The sequence below is a fragment of the Streptomyces sp. NPDC040545 genome, assembly GCF_055595065.1.
Map to the genome: position 1 here is coordinate 44,492 of NZ_JBVIWA010000019.1, position 16,928 is coordinate 61,419.

Consider the following 16,928-nt stretch of genomic DNA (forward strand, 5'->3'; position numbering starts at 1 on the left):
GCCGTCGGTGTGCCGGGACAGCCATTTGGCCAGGCAGCGCAGGTGCAGGGCGTTGCCGAGGTCCGCGAGGTGCGGTTTGGGGCGGTTCAGGCGGTTGAGGAAGTCTTCGGTGGCGCGGCCGGTGGGGGCGGCGGCGGCCGGGTGGAGGAAGACCTGTTCGGGCAGGCCCAGGCGGGCGCGCCAGTCGGCGGTGGCGGCTGCGGGGACCCGGTGGGGGTGGGTGTCGGCGGCGAGGTCGGCGCGCAGGGCGGCCACGACGGGGGCGGCAGGAGCCAGCGGCGGCGCTGGAGGACCACGTGGCGGTGGCGGAGGCGGGAGCTGACGGTGACCGGGCCGCCGGGTGCGTCAAGGGTCCGGCGGGGGGCGAGGGGCCGGAAGTCGACGGCGCCGGCCGGGTGGTCGGCGAGGTGGGGTGCGATGCGGGCGGGCAGGAGCACGGGGGCGAGGAAGCCGGGGTAGAGCACGTCGAGCGGTTCGCCGGTGGTCCGCAGGCGGATGCGGACCTGGTCGGTGGCTTCGTCGTGGACGAGTTCGAGGTCGGCCTCGGCGATGGGGGTGCGGTCGCGGTCGGTGCCGATCTCGTCGGGGACGAGGAGGGGGTGGAGGTTGGCGTTGAACCCGCCGACGGGGCGGATCTGGGCGGGGCGGGCGCCGGGTCCCAGGCCGCGCCGGATCTGCCGGGACACCTCGGCGGTGGCGCTCGGGTGGAGGAAGTCCAGGAAGCGGCTGGTGAAGCGGCCCCAGCCGCCGTAGACGTGGTTGACGGCCAGCAGCCCGGCGGCGGGGTCGCGCTGGAGGAAGTAGGTGTAGCTGAGGGGGCGTTCGAGGCATGTGGCGGGGAGCCGTTCCCCGAGGGTTTTGAGGGTGTCCGCGGGCAGTACCGCCTCGTCGGCGGGAGCGGGGGTGTGGCTGTCTGCGGGGCTGTCGTGGCCGCGCAGGGCGGCGGTGATCTCGGCGCGCAGCCGGGCCAGGGGTTCGGTCGCGCTGGGGAACGCGTCGCGGTCGGCGGGGTCGAGCAGCGCGATGCGTCCGGCGGACTCCCAGGCGGCGGTGACGTCGGTGCCGAACTCCCAGGGGTGTGCGCAGCGTCCGCCGGGGCCGTAGCGCTCGACGAAGCGGTCCCGCAGGGCGCGGCGGACGAGATGGCCGAGGTCGAAGAGTTCGGCGAGGGCGGTGACCTCGGCGAGCGCCTCGTGGTCGGCGGCGCCGAGGAAGCCGTCGAGTGCCAGCGGGCGCGGGGCGATCACGTCCTCGGACAGGACGGTCAGCGGGGCGGAGCCGGTGGGGACGGGCCGGCCGGCGGCGGCCAGCTCGGCGGTCCAGCGCTGGGTGAGGGCGGTGAGCAGGCCGGGGCGGTCGGCGGCCGGGGCGGCGGCGAACCGGGCGGTCAGCGCGCCGAGTTCGGCGATCCGGTCGGCGCGGCGGGCGTCTTCGGGGTGGCCGGGTGCGAAGGAGCGCACCCAGGTGTCGAGGCGTTGCAGGGGGGCGGGGTCCTGCGGGGCGAGGGGGTGCTGCGGGACCAGCAGGTCCGCGCGGGTGAGCCGGTCGAGGAAGGCGGCGACCGCGGCCCGGCCGCCGCCGCCGCCGTCCCCGCCGCCGCTGCCGCTGCCGTCCCCGCCGCCGCTGCCGTCCTCGCCGTCCTCGCCGGCCGGGCAGAGCGCCGCGGCCAGGTGCCGTGTCAGGTCCGGGAGGGGTACGGGGTTCTCGGCGAGGCGGGTGAGCAGGCGCAGCGGTCCGCCGGAGGCCACCTCGGCCTGGTCCTCGCCGGGTACGAGGTAGCGGCCGCCGGCGAAGGAGGGCCGGTCGCGGGTGTAGGCGGTGCGCGGGCCGGCGGTCCGTGCGGTGCTGGTGATGCGGTGGGGAAGGGTGGTGCGCCGGTGCGGCGCGTCGAGGAGGGCGAGGGTCAGCGCGGTGGTCAGGGTGCGGTTGGCCCGTACGACGGATTGCAGGGGGCCGTCGAGGACGGGTGCGGTGCCCCAGGAGGTCACCGGGCGGGCGGGGCCGTCCGGGAGGTGACGGCCGGCCAGTGGGCCCCATCCGACCGCGGTGAACCATGACAGCGGGCTGGTCTTGGTGCTGGCCCGCAGGGCGTAGCGCAGCACGGTGGGTTCTTCCTTGCGGGCACGGCGGTCGGCCGTGCCGGTGGCGGCACGGTTCATGGCGCGCAGCAGGTCGGCACTGGTCAGGGCGGTGGCCTTGGCGAGGGCGGGTTCGCGGCAGAGGGCGGCGAGCGCGGCGCGTTCGGCGTCGAGGGCGGGGCCGCAGGCCGTGTCGAGGGCGGTGAGGAGGATGTCGCGGTCGGCGCGCAGGGCGAGCCAGGCCGCGAGGCGGGGCAGGCGGGCCGGCAGGTCGCCGAGGCGGGCGAGGAGGGCGGGGCGGGGTTCACGGCGGTTGTGCAGGGCCCGGCGCAGGGGCAGGACGGTGTCGCGGTGGAAGCCGGCGGGGTGGCAGTCGCGGGCGGCGTAGAGGTCGTCGCAGAGCGGTGCGGCGGTCAGGGCCAGTTCGGTGTCGAGCCGGTGGAGGCGGGTCAGCAGGTCCCGGAAGGCGGCCGCCGCGGGAGGCTGGGCCGGGTGGGCGAGCACGGTGGCGCGGGCCAGGGCGTAGGGCGCGGACCGTACCCGGTACCCGTCGGTGCCGGGGGCGGACTGCGGGCGCGGGCGCGGCTGCGGCATGGGTTCCCGTCCTGTGGGTGGGGGCGGCGCGCGGCTTCCCGCCGGGCGCGGGGGCGCGGCGGGAAGCGTCTGGCGAGCGGTCATGCGGTGGCGCAGTGGTGCGGTGGCGCAGTGGCGCAGTGGCGCAGTGGCGCAGTGGCGCAGTGGCGCAGTGGCGCGATGGTGCGGTGGCGCTGTGGTGCGGTGGTGCGGTGGTGTTCCCCGGTTACAGGGGGAGTTCGGGCAGCTGCGGGTGGGCGCAGGAGGACGAGCCGCAGGAACAGGAGCTGCCGCCGTTGGACGCGCCTCCCTCGGGCAGCGCGACGGTGTCCCGCATGGAGGTCACGGTGAGTTCACCGAGGTCGAGGTCGTCGAGGTCGAAACCGGCGGACTGCGTGGCGTCGTTCATGGGTTGCCTCTCGTGTAGGGGGTCAGACCTCGAGGGCGGTGACGTCCTGCGGCTGGGCGCAGGACGAGGATCCCTGGCAGGAGCAGGAGCCCCAGGACGCCCCGCCCTCGGGCAGCGCGGCGGTGTCCCGCATCGAGGTGACGGTGAGGTCGCCGAGGTCGAGCTCCAGGTCGTGGAGTTCGGCCCCGGGGGTGTGTGCGGTGTCGGACATAGCTGTCTCCCGGGATGTGGAAGCGGAAAGCCGAAAGTGCACTGGATGTCGGTCGGCCGGACCGTCGGGAGAGTATTGCGATGCCGTCCGGACGGCAGCAAGTGCCCGGGGGTTATGTGCGCCGTCCGTCCGGGTCCGGTTCTGATCGGTGCTGCCGGCGTCGGCCGAAACCGGCCGCAGAGGATTTCCGGCCGTTTCCCCGGTATCGCGTCCGCTCCCCCGGTATGGCGCGGGGCCGGCCGGGGTCTGTGGGAGCGGGGGATTCCGAATTTCCCGGCGGGGGTGCGGAATGCGCGGCGTGCGGGCCGTCCGCGCAGGGTGCCGTGCACGGTTGCGTCCGGGTGGCTTCCGGCGGGGCGGGAAGCGGTGGCCCGCGGTGCGGACCGTCCCGGTGGGCGGCTTGCCGTGCGGAGGCGATTCGCGGAGCACCGGAATCCGCGCCCCCTCTTTTTCCCGCAGGTGTTTTCCCGTCACGCGGCGCAGGGGGCGGAGGCCGTTTCCCGCCATTTCCGGGAACACTCCCGACCGGATTCATTCGTCATGCATTTATCGCGTGCCGGCATGTGCGGGGTGAGTTGAACCGTCCGGTTCGGACACCGACATGACGGAGTGTTTTCTTGACCCCTCTCCTCGGACAACGGCGCCGGCCCGCGGATGCTCCTGGCGCTGCTCTCGGTCCTGTGCGCGATCACCGGCGCCGCCGCGCTCGCTACGGTCCCGGCGGCGGCCGGCCGGCGTCACCCGGTCTGCGCCATCGCGCACCGCGTCGACACCCTGGACGGCGTGGACGCCGCGATCAGGCACGGTGCCCACAGCGTCGAGATAGATGTCTGCGCGTGGTGGAACCCGAACGGATGGCGGGCCTACCACGGCTGTTCCTCGGCCGGTGACAGCCGGCTGGGCCCCGGCTTCGGCGGCATGGTCGGCCGCATTCTCTCCCACGCGGACCAGGGCGCAGGCTGTCGCTGGTCTGGCTGGACATCAAGGACCCGGACTGCTGCGGGGAGCGGGAGAACCGCGGGTGCAGCGTCGCCGGGCTGCGTGATGGGGCGCAGCGGCTGACGGCCGCCGGGATCCAGGTGCTCTACGGGTTCTACGAGTATGAAGAAGGGCGCCGCGGACCGTGACGCGGGACAGCTCGCGGCGGCCCTGTCCTGGACGGCCGCCTCCAACGGCCCCTGGTACGTGGACAGGCTGCTGGGCGACGGGCGGGTGGACGGCATCGTCGCGGGCTACGGGGCCGTCACCGGAGTGCGTGAGTACGACGACAGCCGGCAGTGCGCCAGCTCCGTCGGCCTCATCCGTGACTGGGTGAACGGGCACGGCGGCACGCCTTGCATGGCCGCGCCCGGCGACCGTCTGTTCAGGTAGGGCACAGGCACCGCCGGGCCGGCCGTGGTGCGCCCGTGCCTCGGCCGGCCCCGCCCGCCTGCCGGGCCGGGGCCGGAGCGGGCGTGACGTACTGCGCTCGGGGTCGTTGAACCGGTAGGTCAGCGAAGTGCACGAAGGCCCCGGGCCGATGCCGGGGCCTTCGTGGTGTCCGCCGGTGCACGGCCGGCGGGCCGGCCGCGGGCCGGGGTCCTCGCCGCGCGTGCGCCCCGGTGGGGGCCGGTGCGGCGACCGGGCTCAGCCCCGTACGGCGGCCGCCGCCCCGAGGAAGGTCCAGCCGTCGGCCTTCGTCTCCCGTTTCTCCTCCGGTCGCCACCCGCGGGCGAGCGCCGCGTCGAGCAGGACCCGTACGGTGCCCGGTTCGTGCAGGTTCAAAGCGCCGGTCCCGTTCTCCCCCACCTCGCCCGAGCCCGTGGTGAAACCCGAGACGTACCGGCCGGGGCCCTCGTCGAAGACGAAGCGCAGCAGGCCGCCGGTGCCCGGCGGGTGGCATGTCAGGGTGAGGGTCTTGCGGCAGCCGCCGTCTTGAAGGACGTGGTGGCCGTGACGGACCGTCCACATGTAGCTGCGTCCGCCGGCGACGAGCAGGCGGGGCTTCTTCGGGGAGCGGGGCATACGGGCGAGCCTACGGTGGCGGCCCGGGCGGCGCCGGCTCCGGCTGCGGCTGCGGCTGCGGCTGCGGGGTCTGCGGGCGGGGCGGGGCGGTGGGGCCGGGACCGGGGTGGGGTGTCAGGTGCGGCCGTGCGGGGCGATCGCGAGCATCGCGACGTCGTCGTGGAGGTGGGGGGTGTGGCGGGGCAGGTCGGTGTTGAGGAAGTCGACGACGTCGGCGGGGCCGGGGGCCGGGCGGCCTTCGAAGCGGTGGCGGAGCCGTTCCACGAGCGGGTAGAAGTCGCCGCCGGTGTCACGGGCCTCCACCAGTCCGTCCGTGACCAGCAGCAGTACGTCGCCGCGGGTGAACCGGTGGCTGCACGGCACCGGCCGCTCCCCCGCGGCCAGAGCGCCCAGCCCGAGGGGCAGCGCCGGCGGGCCTTGCAGTGTGCGGACCTCGCCGCGGGAGATCAGTACCGGCTCCACGTGCCCGTGGTTGGTCACCGTCACCCGTTGCGCGAGGCTGTCGTACTCGACGAGCACGGCGGTCGCGAACAGTTCGGGATCCCGGATCTCCCCGGCCTCGCGGACCAGCCCCCGTTCCAGCCGGGCGGCGATGGCCGGCAGGTCCCGCGCCTCGTAGGCGGCTTCGCGGAAGGTGCCCAGGATCGCCGCGACCGTGCGGACCGCCGGGAGCCCCTTGCCGCGTACGTCGCCGATGACGGCGCGCTCCCCGGCCGGGGTGGCGCGGATGTCGAAGAGGTCGCCGCCCACCATGGTCCCGGCCTCGCTCGGCCGGTACAGGCCGGCCGCGAGCACGTTGCCGACCTGGTGCGGCACCGGGCGCAGCAGGGCCCGCATCAGGGCTTCGGCGACGGAGTTGGCGTGGACGAGGTGGCGTTCTTGGCTGCGGCGGTGCGCGGCGAGGGCGGTGGCGAGGATGCCGACGACGGCGGTGGCGATGTCGGCGGTGACGTGGTGGGTCTCGCCCAGGTGGTGGGAGACCGCGGCGAGGGAGCCTTCCAGGAGGATCGCGAGGACGGTGAACGCGGCCACGGCGGCCGGGCCGTAGGCGTACGCGGCGATGGCGGGCAGGGCGACGAGGAAGAGGCTCACCGCCCATTCCTCCTGCTGGGCGGCTTCCAGGAGGAGGACGAAGGCCACGTAGACGAAGGGCAGCCACCGCGTCCACGCCGGCGGTGCGGCCGGCCGGAAGCCGTCGTCGGTGCCGGCCGTCAGGGAGGTGTCCGGGCGGGTGGTGCCTCTCACCGCCCGCCCCCGGGCGCCGTGCGGAGGGCCGCGCACCCATGGGAGTTGTGCACACGGGCCTCCTGACCTGAGTGTGATCGACTGTCACAGCGTGGGGAGGAAGCCGGGCCGAAGCTGCGATTACGCCGACCGCGGCATGTTGCCCGGCGGCCCGCGGCGGCACCTGCGGGGGGTTCGGCGCCGCCGGCCCGCCGTGTCCGCGCCGCCGCCGGGGAAGGCGCCCGGCCGGCCGTTCCCCCTCGGACCGCCCCCGGTTCCGCGCCGGTCGGGCGCCGGTCGGGCGCCGGTCGGGCGCCCGGGGGGCGCTGTGGGGCTGGTCGGCCCGCAGTGCGGCGAGGCGCTGTCCGAACGGCACCACCGTCCGGAGGCCGTTCGCCGGATCCGCCGGTGTGATTCGCCCCGGTCGGCGAGCGGGGTGCGGGCGCGGCGGCGGTGTCGGGGGTGGGGGCGGTGTGCGGGGCGGCGGGGGGTTGCGCCCGCGGTATTCCCGGCGGCCGGGTACGGGGCCGCCCCCGCCGCGCCGGGCCGCGGGGGCCGGGTGCTGCGGGGGCGGCGGGGCGCCGGGAGGCCGGGGACCGGGGGGCCGGGGGCCGGGGGGCCGGGGGGCCGGGGGGTCAGGCCTGGCAGAGGCCGCGGGTGTAGTCGTAGGCCGCGGTGGCCTGGGAGTAGCGCCACTGCGGGTCCAGCAGGTCGCTGCTGATCTGTCCGGCCGCGGCCGGGCTCTCGACGACGTACCCGAAGTCCTGGAGCCAGGACGGGTACAGGTTCTTGGAGCCGATGTAGAAGGCCGATCCGTCGACCGAGACCAGCTTGTGGTGCTGGGCGTAGGGCTTGCCGTCCGCCCAGGTGGGCCGGTCGGACGCGCGGAACGTGGCCAGCTGGAGGTTCTCGCACATCGCCGTGCGTGCCCGGCCGCCGTCACCGGTCAGGGCCGTCAGGCGGCCGCGCAGGGCGTCACCGACCTCGGAGAGCGACTTGATCTGCGAGTAGCCGCCGCTGCCGATCGTGCCGCGGTTGGCCGGGTCGCTGACGACGATGCGGACCTTCACGCCGGAGGCGAGCTTCGCGGCGAGGGCGTCGTAGAGGCGTACGTCGTAGCGGGGCAGCGGCGGGCAGGTGGCGTGCACGTCCTGCTGGGAGATCTCGATGTGCGAGGTGGCGCTGGAGACCAGGGCGCGCAGGGCGCTCTCCTCGGGGTTGACGGTGTCGTAGTCCCGGTCGGCGTTGGTGTTGTCGTGCACCCCGATCCCGCACTTGGTGTCGCCGGCGGTGGGCAGGACCGGGCGGAAGGAGGAGGCGGGGTCGCTCTGGCGGATGCCCACGCCGAGGCCGCCGACGGCGAGCGCGGGCACGTCCCCGCCGCCCGCCGGGGCGGCCGGGCGGGGCAGGGAGGGCATGCAGTCCGCGCCGGGCGAGGCGGCGAACCAGACCGAGGCCCAGTTGCTCCTGTTGCGGCAGGTCCAGTCCCACAGGGAGTCCAGGTAGCGGCCCGCGGAGCCGGCGGCGGGCCCGGCCAGCGCGAGGTCGACGTCGGCGACCGGGTGGGCGGTCTCGAGGTAGTCGTCCTTCCAGCTGTTGATGCCGCCGGTGATCACCGAAGTGCCGTCCACGACGACCAGCTTGGAGTGGTTCCAGGAGAACGCGGTCTTGGAGGTGGTCATCGAGGCCACGTTGAGGGTGATGCCGGCCGCGGCGGCCGGGCCCAGCTTCGCGAGCAGCTCGTCGCGGTAGGACGAGGGGATCACCGTGGAGTGGTATATGGGTGCGGCGCCCACCATGATGCGCACCTTCAGCCGGTTGTTCTTGTGGGCGGCCTCCTTCAGGCCCGCGACGATCGCCTCCTGGTAGCCGCCGTTGGGGAAGGGCGCCAGCGTCGATATGTCCACCGTTTCCCGGGCGCCGGCGATGTCCTGGCGCATCTTGTCCAGGAGGCGGCGCGTTCCGGGCCGGTCGGCGCAGGCGGCGTCGCCCCAGCAGCCGGGGGTCTGCAGCAGCCAGTCGGCGCCCCCGGGGACGGAGGAGCCGAGCCGGTTGCCGGCGGTGCGTTCCCACACCGAGCCCTCCAGGCCCGGCGAGACCTGGCGCAGGGTCTGCTCGACCGAGTCCAGGTGCGGTGTGGGCGCGTCCGCGGCGGACGCGGGGGCGGCCGTGAGGAGGGAGAGGCCGAGTGCGAGGGCCGTGGCGGGGACGAGGGCCGCCGCGGCGACGGTGCGTGCCAATGTGGTTCCTTGACTGGGGTGGGGGTGGCTCCGGCCGGGAGCGTGGCCGGCCACACCCCGACCTTGATCAACTCGCGTAAGTTACCAGCACGTAGCCCCCTGTTCACCCGCGCCGGGCGAGTTCCGGCCACCGCGGGCCGGACCCCCCGCCGCGCGGGGGCGGGGGGCGGCTGCCGGGCGGGGGCGGGGGGCGGGGGCGGCTGCCGGGCGGGGCCGGGGGGCGCCGACCGGGCCCGGGTCCGGGGGGTGGCCGGGGCCGGGATCCGGGGGGGGTGGCCGGGGCCGGGGTCCGGGGGGGGGTGGCCGGGGCCGGGGTCCGGGGGGGGTGGCCGGGGCCGGGATCCGGGGGGGGTTGGCCGGGGCCGGGGTCCGGGGGGCCGGGCCCGGGATCCGGGGTTGGCCGGGGCCGGGGTCCGGGGGTTGGCCGGGAGAGCGTCTCGCGGACGGCTCCGTCCGGTGGCCGGGCCGTCGCCTGCGGCGCGCTGCGGGGGTTGTCCGGGCGGTCTCGTAGCCTGTGCCCAGGAGTACCGCTGAGCCGGAAGCCGTCCCGGACGAGGCGCCCGGGCGATACCTGCCGGTCATCGACTCGATGATCGCGCAGCCCTTCCCGGCGACGGGCCTCGTGGACGCCGCCGGCTACGGCGGCCCGGACCATGACGTCCGTGTGCTGCGCGCGAGCGGGGACTTCCGAGCGGGGACTTCCGGGACGACGAGGACCACCGGGCCCTGCACCGGGCCGACGCGCAGATGAGCGCCGTCCCCGGCGCTCCGGCCGCGGCGGCTCTCACGGTGCGCTGGGGTGATCCGCTCACCGTCGGCCTGGGGCCCTACCTGGAGGCCGGCTTCGACGGGAGGCGGGTCCCGGAGCCGGCCGGGAGCCTCCTCCCAGAGCGCCTGCGGCATGCAGGCGTGGACCGTCGCGGAGCGCGGCCGCTGGATCGGCCTCACCGTCGGGCAGCACGACAGGCTCACCGTCGGGCAGCACGACGGGGAACTCCCGCTCGAACTCATGGCCGTGGTCGGCCGCACCCCCCTGCCCGCCCCGGGCGCCGACGGCGCGGGCTGAGCGCGAAGCCGCGTACGGCCCCCGCCGCAGGGGGTGCGGGCGGGGGCGGTGTCGGGGGCGGGGTCCGTGCGGCCGTCCGGCCCGGGCCCGGCGGCCGTACGGACCCGGTGCGCGCTGCTCAGGAGGCGGCCAGGGCCTCCAGGGCGGGGACGGTTTCGGCCGGGGTCGGCAGGGCCTGGTTCTCCGCCCGGAGGCGGGCGGCCCCCTCCCGCAGGGCCGGGTCGGCGGTGAGGCGGGCCAGGAGCGGGGCGTCGACGCCGTCGGAGGCGGAGCGCAGGGCGGCGCCGGTGGCGGTCAGGGCGTCGGCGTTGGCGAAGTGGTCGGCGCCCTGGGGAAGCAGGAGCTGGGGCAGGCCGGCCTGCAGGGCGGTGAGCAGGGTGCCGGAGCCGCCGTGGTGGATCAGTGCGTCGGAGGCGGTCAGCAGCTCGGCGAGCGGGACCCAGGGCAGCGGGCGGACGTTGTCGGGGAGGGTGCCGAGCGGGCCGAGGTCGGCGTCGCCGACGGCGAGCAGGAACTCGGCGTCCACCGACGCGGCGGCCTCGACCAGGCGGACGATGGCGCGGACGCCGTCCAGCGCGGTGAGCACGGTGCCCAGGGTGATGGCGACGCGCGGACGGCTCGCGCGCCGGAGCAGTGCGGCGGGGACGGTGCCGCCGCCGTTGTAGGGGAGGTAGCGCACGCGCAGGCCGCCCGGGTCGCCGCCGAGCGAGGCGGGGACGATGTTCAGCGCGGTGGGCTCGGCCGGGGCGTCCACCCCGTACGCCGCGTACGCCTCGGTGAAGTTGGCGGCGAGCCGGGCGACCATGTCCAGGCCCGAGGTGACGCCGAAGTTGTGGACCACCGACGGGATCCCCAGTTTGGCCGCGACCAGCGGGGCCGACGCCTGGAAGGAGTCGTAGACCAGCAGGTCGGGGCGCCAGCTTTCGGCGGCCTCCAGCAGACCGTCCACGGTGGAGCGGGAGACGAGCGCGAAGCCGTGGGCCGCCCGGTCGAGGATCTGGTCCGTGGTCATGTCCGGGGCGACGTAGCGCACTTCCCGGTCCGGGGACTGCTCGAAGACGTCCCGGATGCTGCGGCCGTCGCCGATCTCCACGATCGGGAAGCCGGCCTCGCGGAGCTGGCCCAGGGGCTGCGAGCCCGCGAACAGCACCTCGTGGCCGGCGGCGCGCAGGGCCTGGGCGGTCGGGATCATCGGGAAGAGGTGGCCGGCTGCGGCCGGTCCGGTGAAGAGTATGCGCACGGTGTCTCCTTGCCATCGGTCTGCCTGCCGGTCGGGGCGGGCCGGCCCGGCCCGGCCCGGTTCCCTCCGGTGAACCGACGTACACGCACGCCGCGTTCCCCCCGAAGGGTCGATAATCGGACGTTCTTGGGCGCGGCTGTCCGGGAAGGGTGCGACGCACCCCGGGGCGGCGGCCGCCGTCCCGGGGGCGGGCCGAGGCGGGCCGGGGGCGGGCCGGGGCGGGGCGGGGGGCGGGGGGCGGGCCGGCTTCCCTCGCCGCCGGGCCGCCGGACCGCCGGGCGGCGGCTGCCGGGCGGCGGCTGCCGGGCGGCGGCTGCCGGGCGGCGGCTGCCGGGCGGCGGCTGCCGGGCGGCGGCTGCCGGGCGGCGGCTGCCGGGCTGTGGAGCGGCACCGGTACGATCCCGGGACGGGCGGGGCCGTAGCGCAGAGGTCGACGCGCGCGGTCTCCAAAATCGCGAGGACGCCGGTTCGATTCCGGCCGGCCCCGCCCGCCCCGGGCCCGCCCCGGGCCCGGGCCGGCCCCGGGCCGGTGATCACGCGGTCGGAGGCGGAGAGGGGGCTTCGGTCCGCCCGCCGGGGCATCAGGACGGCAGCGTGTCCGGGCCGGCCGGGCCGGCGTCCGCGCTTTCCGCGCAGCGGGACCGGCAGCCCTCGTACCCGAGACCGTTCGCCGTGCCCGGGCGGACCGGGCGGACCGGGCTGGCGGGCTGGCGGGCGGTCAGGCCACGGGCGGGCGCCGCGTCGTGCGGGAGGCGCCCGGCGGGCAGTGGGAGGCGGCGGTGGAGCGCCGGCGGCGTGCCGCAGTGCGCGGAGCCGGCGGTACAGGTGCGCTCAGGACCCCGGTGGCGGCGGCCGGCCGTGACGCGGCGGGCACGGCCGTGACGCCGCCGGCGGCGGCGGAGGCGGAGGCCGACCGGGCACGTGCGGCCGCTTCGCGGACCGCCTGAGCTCCGCGGCCCCGGACCTGGTGGTCCGGGTCCGGGCGGGAAGGCACGGCGGCCGGGGCCCGAGGGGCCGGTCAGGTACACGTTCACGTTCACGTTCGCGTTCATGCACGGGGTGACCGGTCCGCGGCCGCCCGTGCCGAAGGCGGACGACGGTACGCCGCCGGTCACGCGCCCGCTCCGGTGCGCGCAGCGCGTGAAGGGCAGGTGCTCCCCTTCCGCCGGCGTCCCGGGCCCGGCCGGGGCGGCGGGGTGCCGGCCTGCGCCTGCCCGCGGCCGCGCAGGCGGTCCGCCCGGCGGGTGCCGGTCCCCCGGGGCCTGTTCCCTGTCAGGATGGGCCCGTGACCGAATCTCATGCGCGGACGGACTCGTGGTGCGGGGGTGAGGGGTCCGCCCTCTCCCTCTGGTCGAAGGACTCGCTCCTGTCGGTCGGCTCGGTCGGCTCGGTGCTGTCGGTCGGCTCGGTGGGCTCGGTGCTGTCCATCGGCTCCGTGGGCTGCGCGCTCTCCGCCGCCTCCATCGGTTCCTCCCTGTCCGTGCTCTCCGCGGCCTCCTGGCTCAGCACGGGCTCGCTGCTGTCCGCGCGCTCGCGCTGGTCGGTGCTGTCCTGGCGCTCACGCGACGGCTTCATGGCGGCCGGCGTCGCCGCCGCGACCGCCGCCGCCGGGCTCGCCCTGCACTTCGGTACGCGCCGCGGCGGCCGCCGCAGGGGTGTCCGCCCCTCCTGACGCGGGGCACCGCCGCGCGGGCCTCGCGGGTTCCGGCAGGCCCTTAGGCTGCCGGGATGATCAAGCCGGTTGAACTCGTGATATTCGACTGCGACGGAGTGCTCGTCGACACCGAACGCATCGCCATGCGCATCCAGATGGCCCTGGGAGCGGAGCTCGGCTGGCCGCTGACCCACGAGGAGGTCGTCGACCGGTTCATCGGGCGTTCCAAGGAGTCGATCTGCGGGCAGATCGCGCAGCGGCTGGGCCAGGAGACGGCCGCCGTGTGGTGGGAGCAGCTCCTGCGGCGCCACCGGGACGCGGTGGACAGCGGGCTGGAGGCGGTCGACGGGCTGCCCGAGGCTTTGGCGGAGATCACCCTGCCGGTGTGTGTCGCCTCCAGCGGCTCGCACGACAAGATGCGCCACACCCTTGGTGTCACGGGGCTCTACGAACGCTTCGCGGGCCGTGTCTTCAGCGCTGCCGGGGTGGCCCGCGGCAAGCCCGCCCCCGACCTCTTCCTCCACGCGGCACGGCGGATGGGCGTCGACCCCGCCGCGTGCGCGGTCGTGGAGGACAGCCGCCCCGGCGTCCAGGCCGCCCGCGCCGCCGGGATGCGCGCCTTCGGCTACGCGGGCGGACTCACCCCGGCACAACGGCTCGCGGGCCCGGGCACCGTCGTCTTCGACGACATGCGCGAACTGGCCGGCCTCGTCACCGGCCGGCACTAGGCCGTCTCTTGCCGATCAGGCCGGATCAGGGAGCGGGGTCCGGTGCCATGGGGTCCCCCCGGGCCCGCAAGGCCCGGGGGATGGGAAGGAACGCAAGGGCCCGGGCCTGGGGGAAGGGTCGCAAGGCGGAGGAGGGAGTCGGCGCGGAGCGTCGGCGGCCGAGGACAGTGCGGCGAGGGCGCGGTGCCGGGCGCCGCGAGCCCGGCCTGAGCGGAGCGCACACCTGGGCCGTCTCTCCCGATCACCCGGCGGCGTCAGCTGGCGGGCGGGGGCCGGCCGGGGGCGGCCCGGGGGCCTGGGTCCCTGCGGTCCGGACGGCCCGGGGGCCGGACAGCCCGGGGGCCCTGGGGGTCCGGGTACGCGAGAACGCCCGGCCGGGAGATCCCGGCCGGGCGTTCTCGTACGTCTGCCGCGCCACGCGGTGCCGCGCGGTCGGTGCCGCGCGGTGCGGTGCGGTGCTGGTGCCGCGCGGTCGGTGCGGTGCTGGTGCGTGCTGGTGGCTTAGTACCAGTGGTTGGCGGACCAGAAGTTCCAGGCGCCGACAGGGCTGCCGTAGCGGTCGTTCATGTAGTCCAGGCCCCACTTGATCTGGGTGGCCGGGTTGGTCTTCCAGTCCGCGCCCGCGGAGGCCATCTTCGAGGCCGGCAGGGCCTGCGCCAGGCCGTACGCGCCGGAAGAGGCGTTGGTCGCGGTGTAGTCCCAGCCGCTCTCGTGGGAGATGATCTTGTCGAAGGCGGCGAACTGGGCCGGGTCCTTGATCATCTGCTGTGCGATCGCCTTGGCGCTCACCGGGGCCGCCTGGGCGGGCACCGTGGCGAGCATGGAACCGGCGACACCCAGGGCGACGACGGTGCCCGCGAGGGCCTTCTTGGAGGTGGCGATACGGCGGATGACGGCGTTGGACACGGATTGACCTTCCGACGGGGACAAGGGCGGTCGCAGGCATGCCGGAGCATGCGTGAGCCACTCACGCGGTGGAGAGGGGTTCGTCGGCGGCGGGTGAACTACCCCGTGCCGCCTGGCGACTCATCCAGTTCTACAGACACCCCGACCCCCTGGCAACGACCCCTGGTACTAAAGACCCTCGCAGAGACCGACCCACGCCCCCACCCCCCGCGGAGCGGGATCCGCGCAGGTGAGAGCTGGCACCGGAGACCGATACACGGCCCTTCAGGGGCTCCTATCCCGGTTCGTATGTGACCTACGCCCTATGGGACGCCTCACCCCCGCAACCCCCACACCTCACCCACTGTCACCACCCGACCCCCCACCCCGGACCACCGAGCCAAAAACCCGGACCCCCCAAGGGGCGCCAGAAAACAGGGTCCGGCAAAAAAGGGGGGGCGGGCCGCAGGCCATGCACAGCCCGAGCCAGCCCATACAACACCCCCGACACGCCCGCCCGACACGGCCGACCGGTACGGCACGGCCCCAGGCCCGGCACACCCGCAGGCCCGGAGCGGGCCGGGTCCGGCCCCCCGGCCCCGGCCCGGCACGACCCCAGGCCCGGCACGGCCGGAACGGACCCGGGTCCGGCACGGCCGGAACGGACCCGGGGTCCGGCCCCCCGGCCCCCGACCCGCCACGGCACCACCAGCGCGGACCCGGGCCCCACCCCCACCGCACCCGCACTCCCCCGCTGGGCCCGTCCGCGGCCATGGGACGAAACCACGGGCGAAACACCCCCCATGCCCGCAGGACGGCCATGATCCCCTCACAGACACCCCGGAAAAGGAAACCAGACGCTGCCGCTCGGGCACACGGAAACACTCCTGACCCCGGCCGCCCCGAACACCCTGACCCTGCAGACAACCCCGACCAGCACCCACGCCCCGGCCACCTGCAAGGGGGACAAGGGAAGTGCCATCACCCTGTCCAGTAGGAATGCCACAGGGCGTCGCGAGCCGATGTCACCAACGGCCACTGAAAACTGCGCCTCACTGCGGGCGCGGGGCCGGCGGGCCTCGATCTGTGGTGGTCCGCCGGCACACCCTGAACTCCACAACCGGCCGCAGAATGCACCGGACCGTGCGGGCGTCGGGTTCGCGGCAGCCGTCAGGCCGCTCGCGCGTCCCGCAGGAGGATCTGCCTCGCGAGGCGTTCCCGGGCCCAGGCGGGGCTCCCGCCTCTACGGGCGTGCCCTGGGCCAGGCCCGCGCGTCGGACGCCCAGGTCATTGAGCCCCGCCCCGCCCCGCCACCAGCCGGCCGTGTGCTGGCCTCCAGCCCGGACGGGCTGCGCTTCGCCGAGCGGCACGGCTTCATCGAGGTCGAACGCTATCTGCTGCGCGAGGGCGGCACCGTGCCCTGGATCGGCCTGCGCCTGACCCGACCCGCAGGCCGGGGCGCAGTACGCCGGGCTGCCCCTACGCGGGGCCGGCCCCGGCCGTACCGCGTCCCGCAACGGGAGACTGGAGCCGGTCCCGCACACTCCATTCCGGTGCGGGGCCGGGTGGAGCCTTGCCCGTCCGGGTGAGAGAACAGGAGGCATTTCCGTTCGGCCCGCGACCGGCACGGCGGCTGGGTCGGTTCAGGTGAGGAAGGCGGCGAGGGCGCCGGCCATGGCCGTGGCGAGGGTGATGACCGCACCGAAGGTGGTGGCGGCGCGGGTGAACGCAGCGGGGTAGGAGGCGCCATCCAGGCGGGCGAGCTTGCCCGCGCCGGCGGCCGCCAACAGCGCGACGACGATCACGAGGGCGAGGAACAGGAGAACGACAGCGACAGTCACGGCAAGCTCCCGGTAGACGATGGGGTGTTGACATGACCGAAGGTCGTGGAAGGGGCGTGCGCCGGGGTTCGCCGGGACGAAGATGAACACCGGCGAACACACCACCTTCGGGGACGGCGACGTGAACGACGAGCAGGACAGCCGAAATCCGGCACTTACCGAACCACGCGCGAGGCTGGAGGCCGAGCTGCGCCGCAGACGGCTGAACAAAACGGAACTCGCCCGCCGGGCCGAGCTCGGGCGGACGACGGTGTCGGAGGCGTTCCAGAGCGATGGGCCCGTGCCCTCCACGGAGACGGTGACGGCGCTGGCGCGCACTTTGGGCTTGCTGAAGTGACGGCAGGACGTGGCGGCTGGAACGGCCGCGTAGGACGGCCGGGGCCGGGCCGGGATCTGGCTCGCCAACCAGGAACGACGCCGCGCCAAGCTGGACGCCGGGCAGCTCGCCGCACTCACCACTGCCGACGTGGAGTGCGCTGCAGGGTAGCCCCGGAACAATCCCCCGCCAGCGGAGGTGGCAAGGACCGTCGCGGGCGCAGGGGGTCGACACCCTCGGCGCACCAGGTGCCGGTATGACAAGCAACTGGTCGTCCCAGAATGCCTTACGGAGTCGCCGAAGGCAGCTGAAGCTGCACAGGCCTTGGTGAAGGTCGGCTGGTCCGCCGCTCGATGGCCCGGCGAGTGCGCCCGGCCCGGAGCCGCGTGCGAAACCCGGGCGATGAGCGGCACGACGCAGGTCCGCCTGGCTCATCCCGCAAGGCGCTTCTGCGTGCCT

At 75.7% G+C, this 16,928-nt stretch carries 14 protein-coding genes and 1 tRNA gene; 6 read left to right on the plus strand and 9 right to left on the minus strand.

What is annotated here, in order from left to right:
• Positions 1–86 precede the first annotated feature (86 nt).
• The 3 genes from ACZ573_RS29645 to ACZ573_RS29655 all read right to left on the minus strand — a co-directional run bounded on the left by ACZ573_RS29645 (position 87) and on the right by ACZ573_RS29655 (position 3,271).
• Positions 87–2,672, minus strand: a complete 2,586-nt coding sequence (locus tag ACZ573_RS29645) for a lantibiotic dehydratase (RefSeq protein ID WP_471309832.1) — start codon at positions 2,670–2,672, stop codon at positions 87–89.
• Between the two features lie 205 nt (positions 2,673–2,877).
• The gene (locus ACZ573_RS29650) at positions 2,878–3,060 is read right to left on the minus strand and encodes a thiazolylpeptide-type bacteriocin (RefSeq protein WP_030774781.1); all 183 of its coding nucleotides are present in this window, start codon (positions 3,058–3,060) and stop codon (positions 2,878–2,880) included.
• 22 nt (positions 3,061–3,082) lie between these two features.
• The gene (locus ACZ573_RS29655) at positions 3,083–3,271 is read right to left on the minus strand and encodes a thiazolylpeptide-type bacteriocin (protein ID WP_382539548.1); all 189 of its coding nucleotides are present in this window, start codon (positions 3,269–3,271) and stop codon (positions 3,083–3,085) included.
• A gap of 1,101 nt (positions 3,272–4,372) precedes the next feature.
• Here ACZ573_RS29655 and ACZ573_RS29660 point away from each other — a divergent pair.
• Positions 4,373–4,642, plus strand: coding sequence for a hypothetical protein (locus ACZ573_RS29660; RefSeq protein WP_471309838.1), 270 nt, complete (start codon positions 4,373–4,375; stop codon positions 4,640–4,642).
• A gap of 255 nt (positions 4,643–4,897) precedes the next feature.
• Here ACZ573_RS29660 and ACZ573_RS29665 read toward each other — a convergent pair whose 3' ends face one another.
• The 3 genes from ACZ573_RS29665 to ACZ573_RS29675 form a co-directional block, all read right to left on the minus strand.
• The gene (locus ACZ573_RS29665; protein ID WP_471309841.1) at positions 4,898–5,275 is read right to left on the minus strand and encodes a hypothetical protein; all 378 of its coding nucleotides are present in this window, start codon (positions 5,273–5,275) and stop codon (positions 4,898–4,900) included.
• Positions 5,276–5,389: 114 nt separating this feature from the next.
• Complete coding sequence (locus ACZ573_RS29670; RefSeq protein WP_471309844.1) at positions 5,390–6,520, minus strand: PP2C family protein-serine/threonine phosphatase; 1,131 nt, start codon at positions 6,518–6,520, stop codon at positions 5,390–5,392.
• Between the two features lie 614 nt (positions 6,521–7,134).
• Complete coding sequence (locus tag ACZ573_RS29675) at positions 7,135–8,739, minus strand: phospholipase D-like domain-containing protein (RefSeq protein ID WP_471309847.1); 1,605 nt, start codon at positions 8,737–8,739, stop codon at positions 7,135–7,137.
• A gap of 901 nt (positions 8,740–9,640) precedes the next feature.
• Between ACZ573_RS29675 and ACZ573_RS29680 the strand changes: the two genes are divergently transcribed.
• Positions 9,641–9,805, plus strand: coding sequence for a hypothetical protein (locus ACZ573_RS29680; RefSeq protein WP_471309850.1), 165 nt, complete (start codon positions 9,641–9,643; stop codon positions 9,803–9,805).
• 118 nt (positions 9,806–9,923) lie between these two features.
• Here the strand turns inward: ACZ573_RS29680 and ACZ573_RS29685 are convergent, their stop codons facing one another.
• Positions 9,924–11,045, minus strand: a complete 1,122-nt coding sequence (locus tag ACZ573_RS29685) for a glycosyltransferase (protein ID WP_471309855.1) — start codon at positions 11,043–11,045, stop codon at positions 9,924–9,926.
• 412 nt (positions 11,046–11,457) lie between these two features.
• Here ACZ573_RS29685 and ACZ573_RS29690 point away from each other — a divergent pair.
• From ACZ573_RS29690 to ACZ573_RS29700, 3 genes are all read left to right on the plus strand, one after another.
• Positions 11,458–11,532, plus strand: a tRNA-Trp gene (locus ACZ573_RS29690).
• Positions 11,533–12,330: 798 nt separating this feature from the next.
• Entirely contained in the window at positions 12,331–12,717 is a 387-nt protein-coding gene (locus tag ACZ573_RS29695) for a hypothetical protein (protein WP_471309857.1), read from the plus strand.
• Between the two features lie 56 nt (positions 12,718–12,773).
• Positions 12,774–13,427, plus strand: a complete 654-nt coding sequence (locus tag ACZ573_RS29700; protein ID WP_471309860.1) for an HAD family hydrolase — start codon at positions 12,774–12,776, stop codon at positions 13,425–13,427.
• Positions 13,428–13,928: 501 nt separating this feature from the next.
• Here ACZ573_RS29700 and ACZ573_RS29705 read toward each other — a convergent pair.
• Positions 13,929–14,333 carry an aggregation-promoting factor C-terminal-like domain-containing protein gene (locus ACZ573_RS29705; protein WP_471309864.1) on the minus strand — a complete coding sequence of 135 codons (405 nt, stop codon included), beginning with the start codon at positions 14,331–14,333 and terminating at the stop codon, positions 13,929–13,931.
• A gap of 1,622 nt (positions 14,334–15,955) precedes the next feature.
• Positions 15,956–16,153, minus strand: a complete 198-nt coding sequence (locus ACZ573_RS29710; protein WP_471309867.1) for a hypothetical protein — start codon at positions 16,151–16,153, stop codon at positions 15,956–15,958.
• Positions 16,154–16,235: 82 nt separating this feature from the next.
• Between ACZ573_RS29710 and ACZ573_RS29715 the strand changes: the two genes are divergently transcribed.
• On the plus strand, positions 16,236–16,490 hold the full coding sequence (locus tag ACZ573_RS29715) for a helix-turn-helix domain-containing protein (protein WP_471309869.1): 255 nt from the start codon (positions 16,236–16,238) through the stop codon (positions 16,488–16,490).
• The last annotated feature ends 438 nt before the right edge of the window (positions 16,491–16,928 follow it).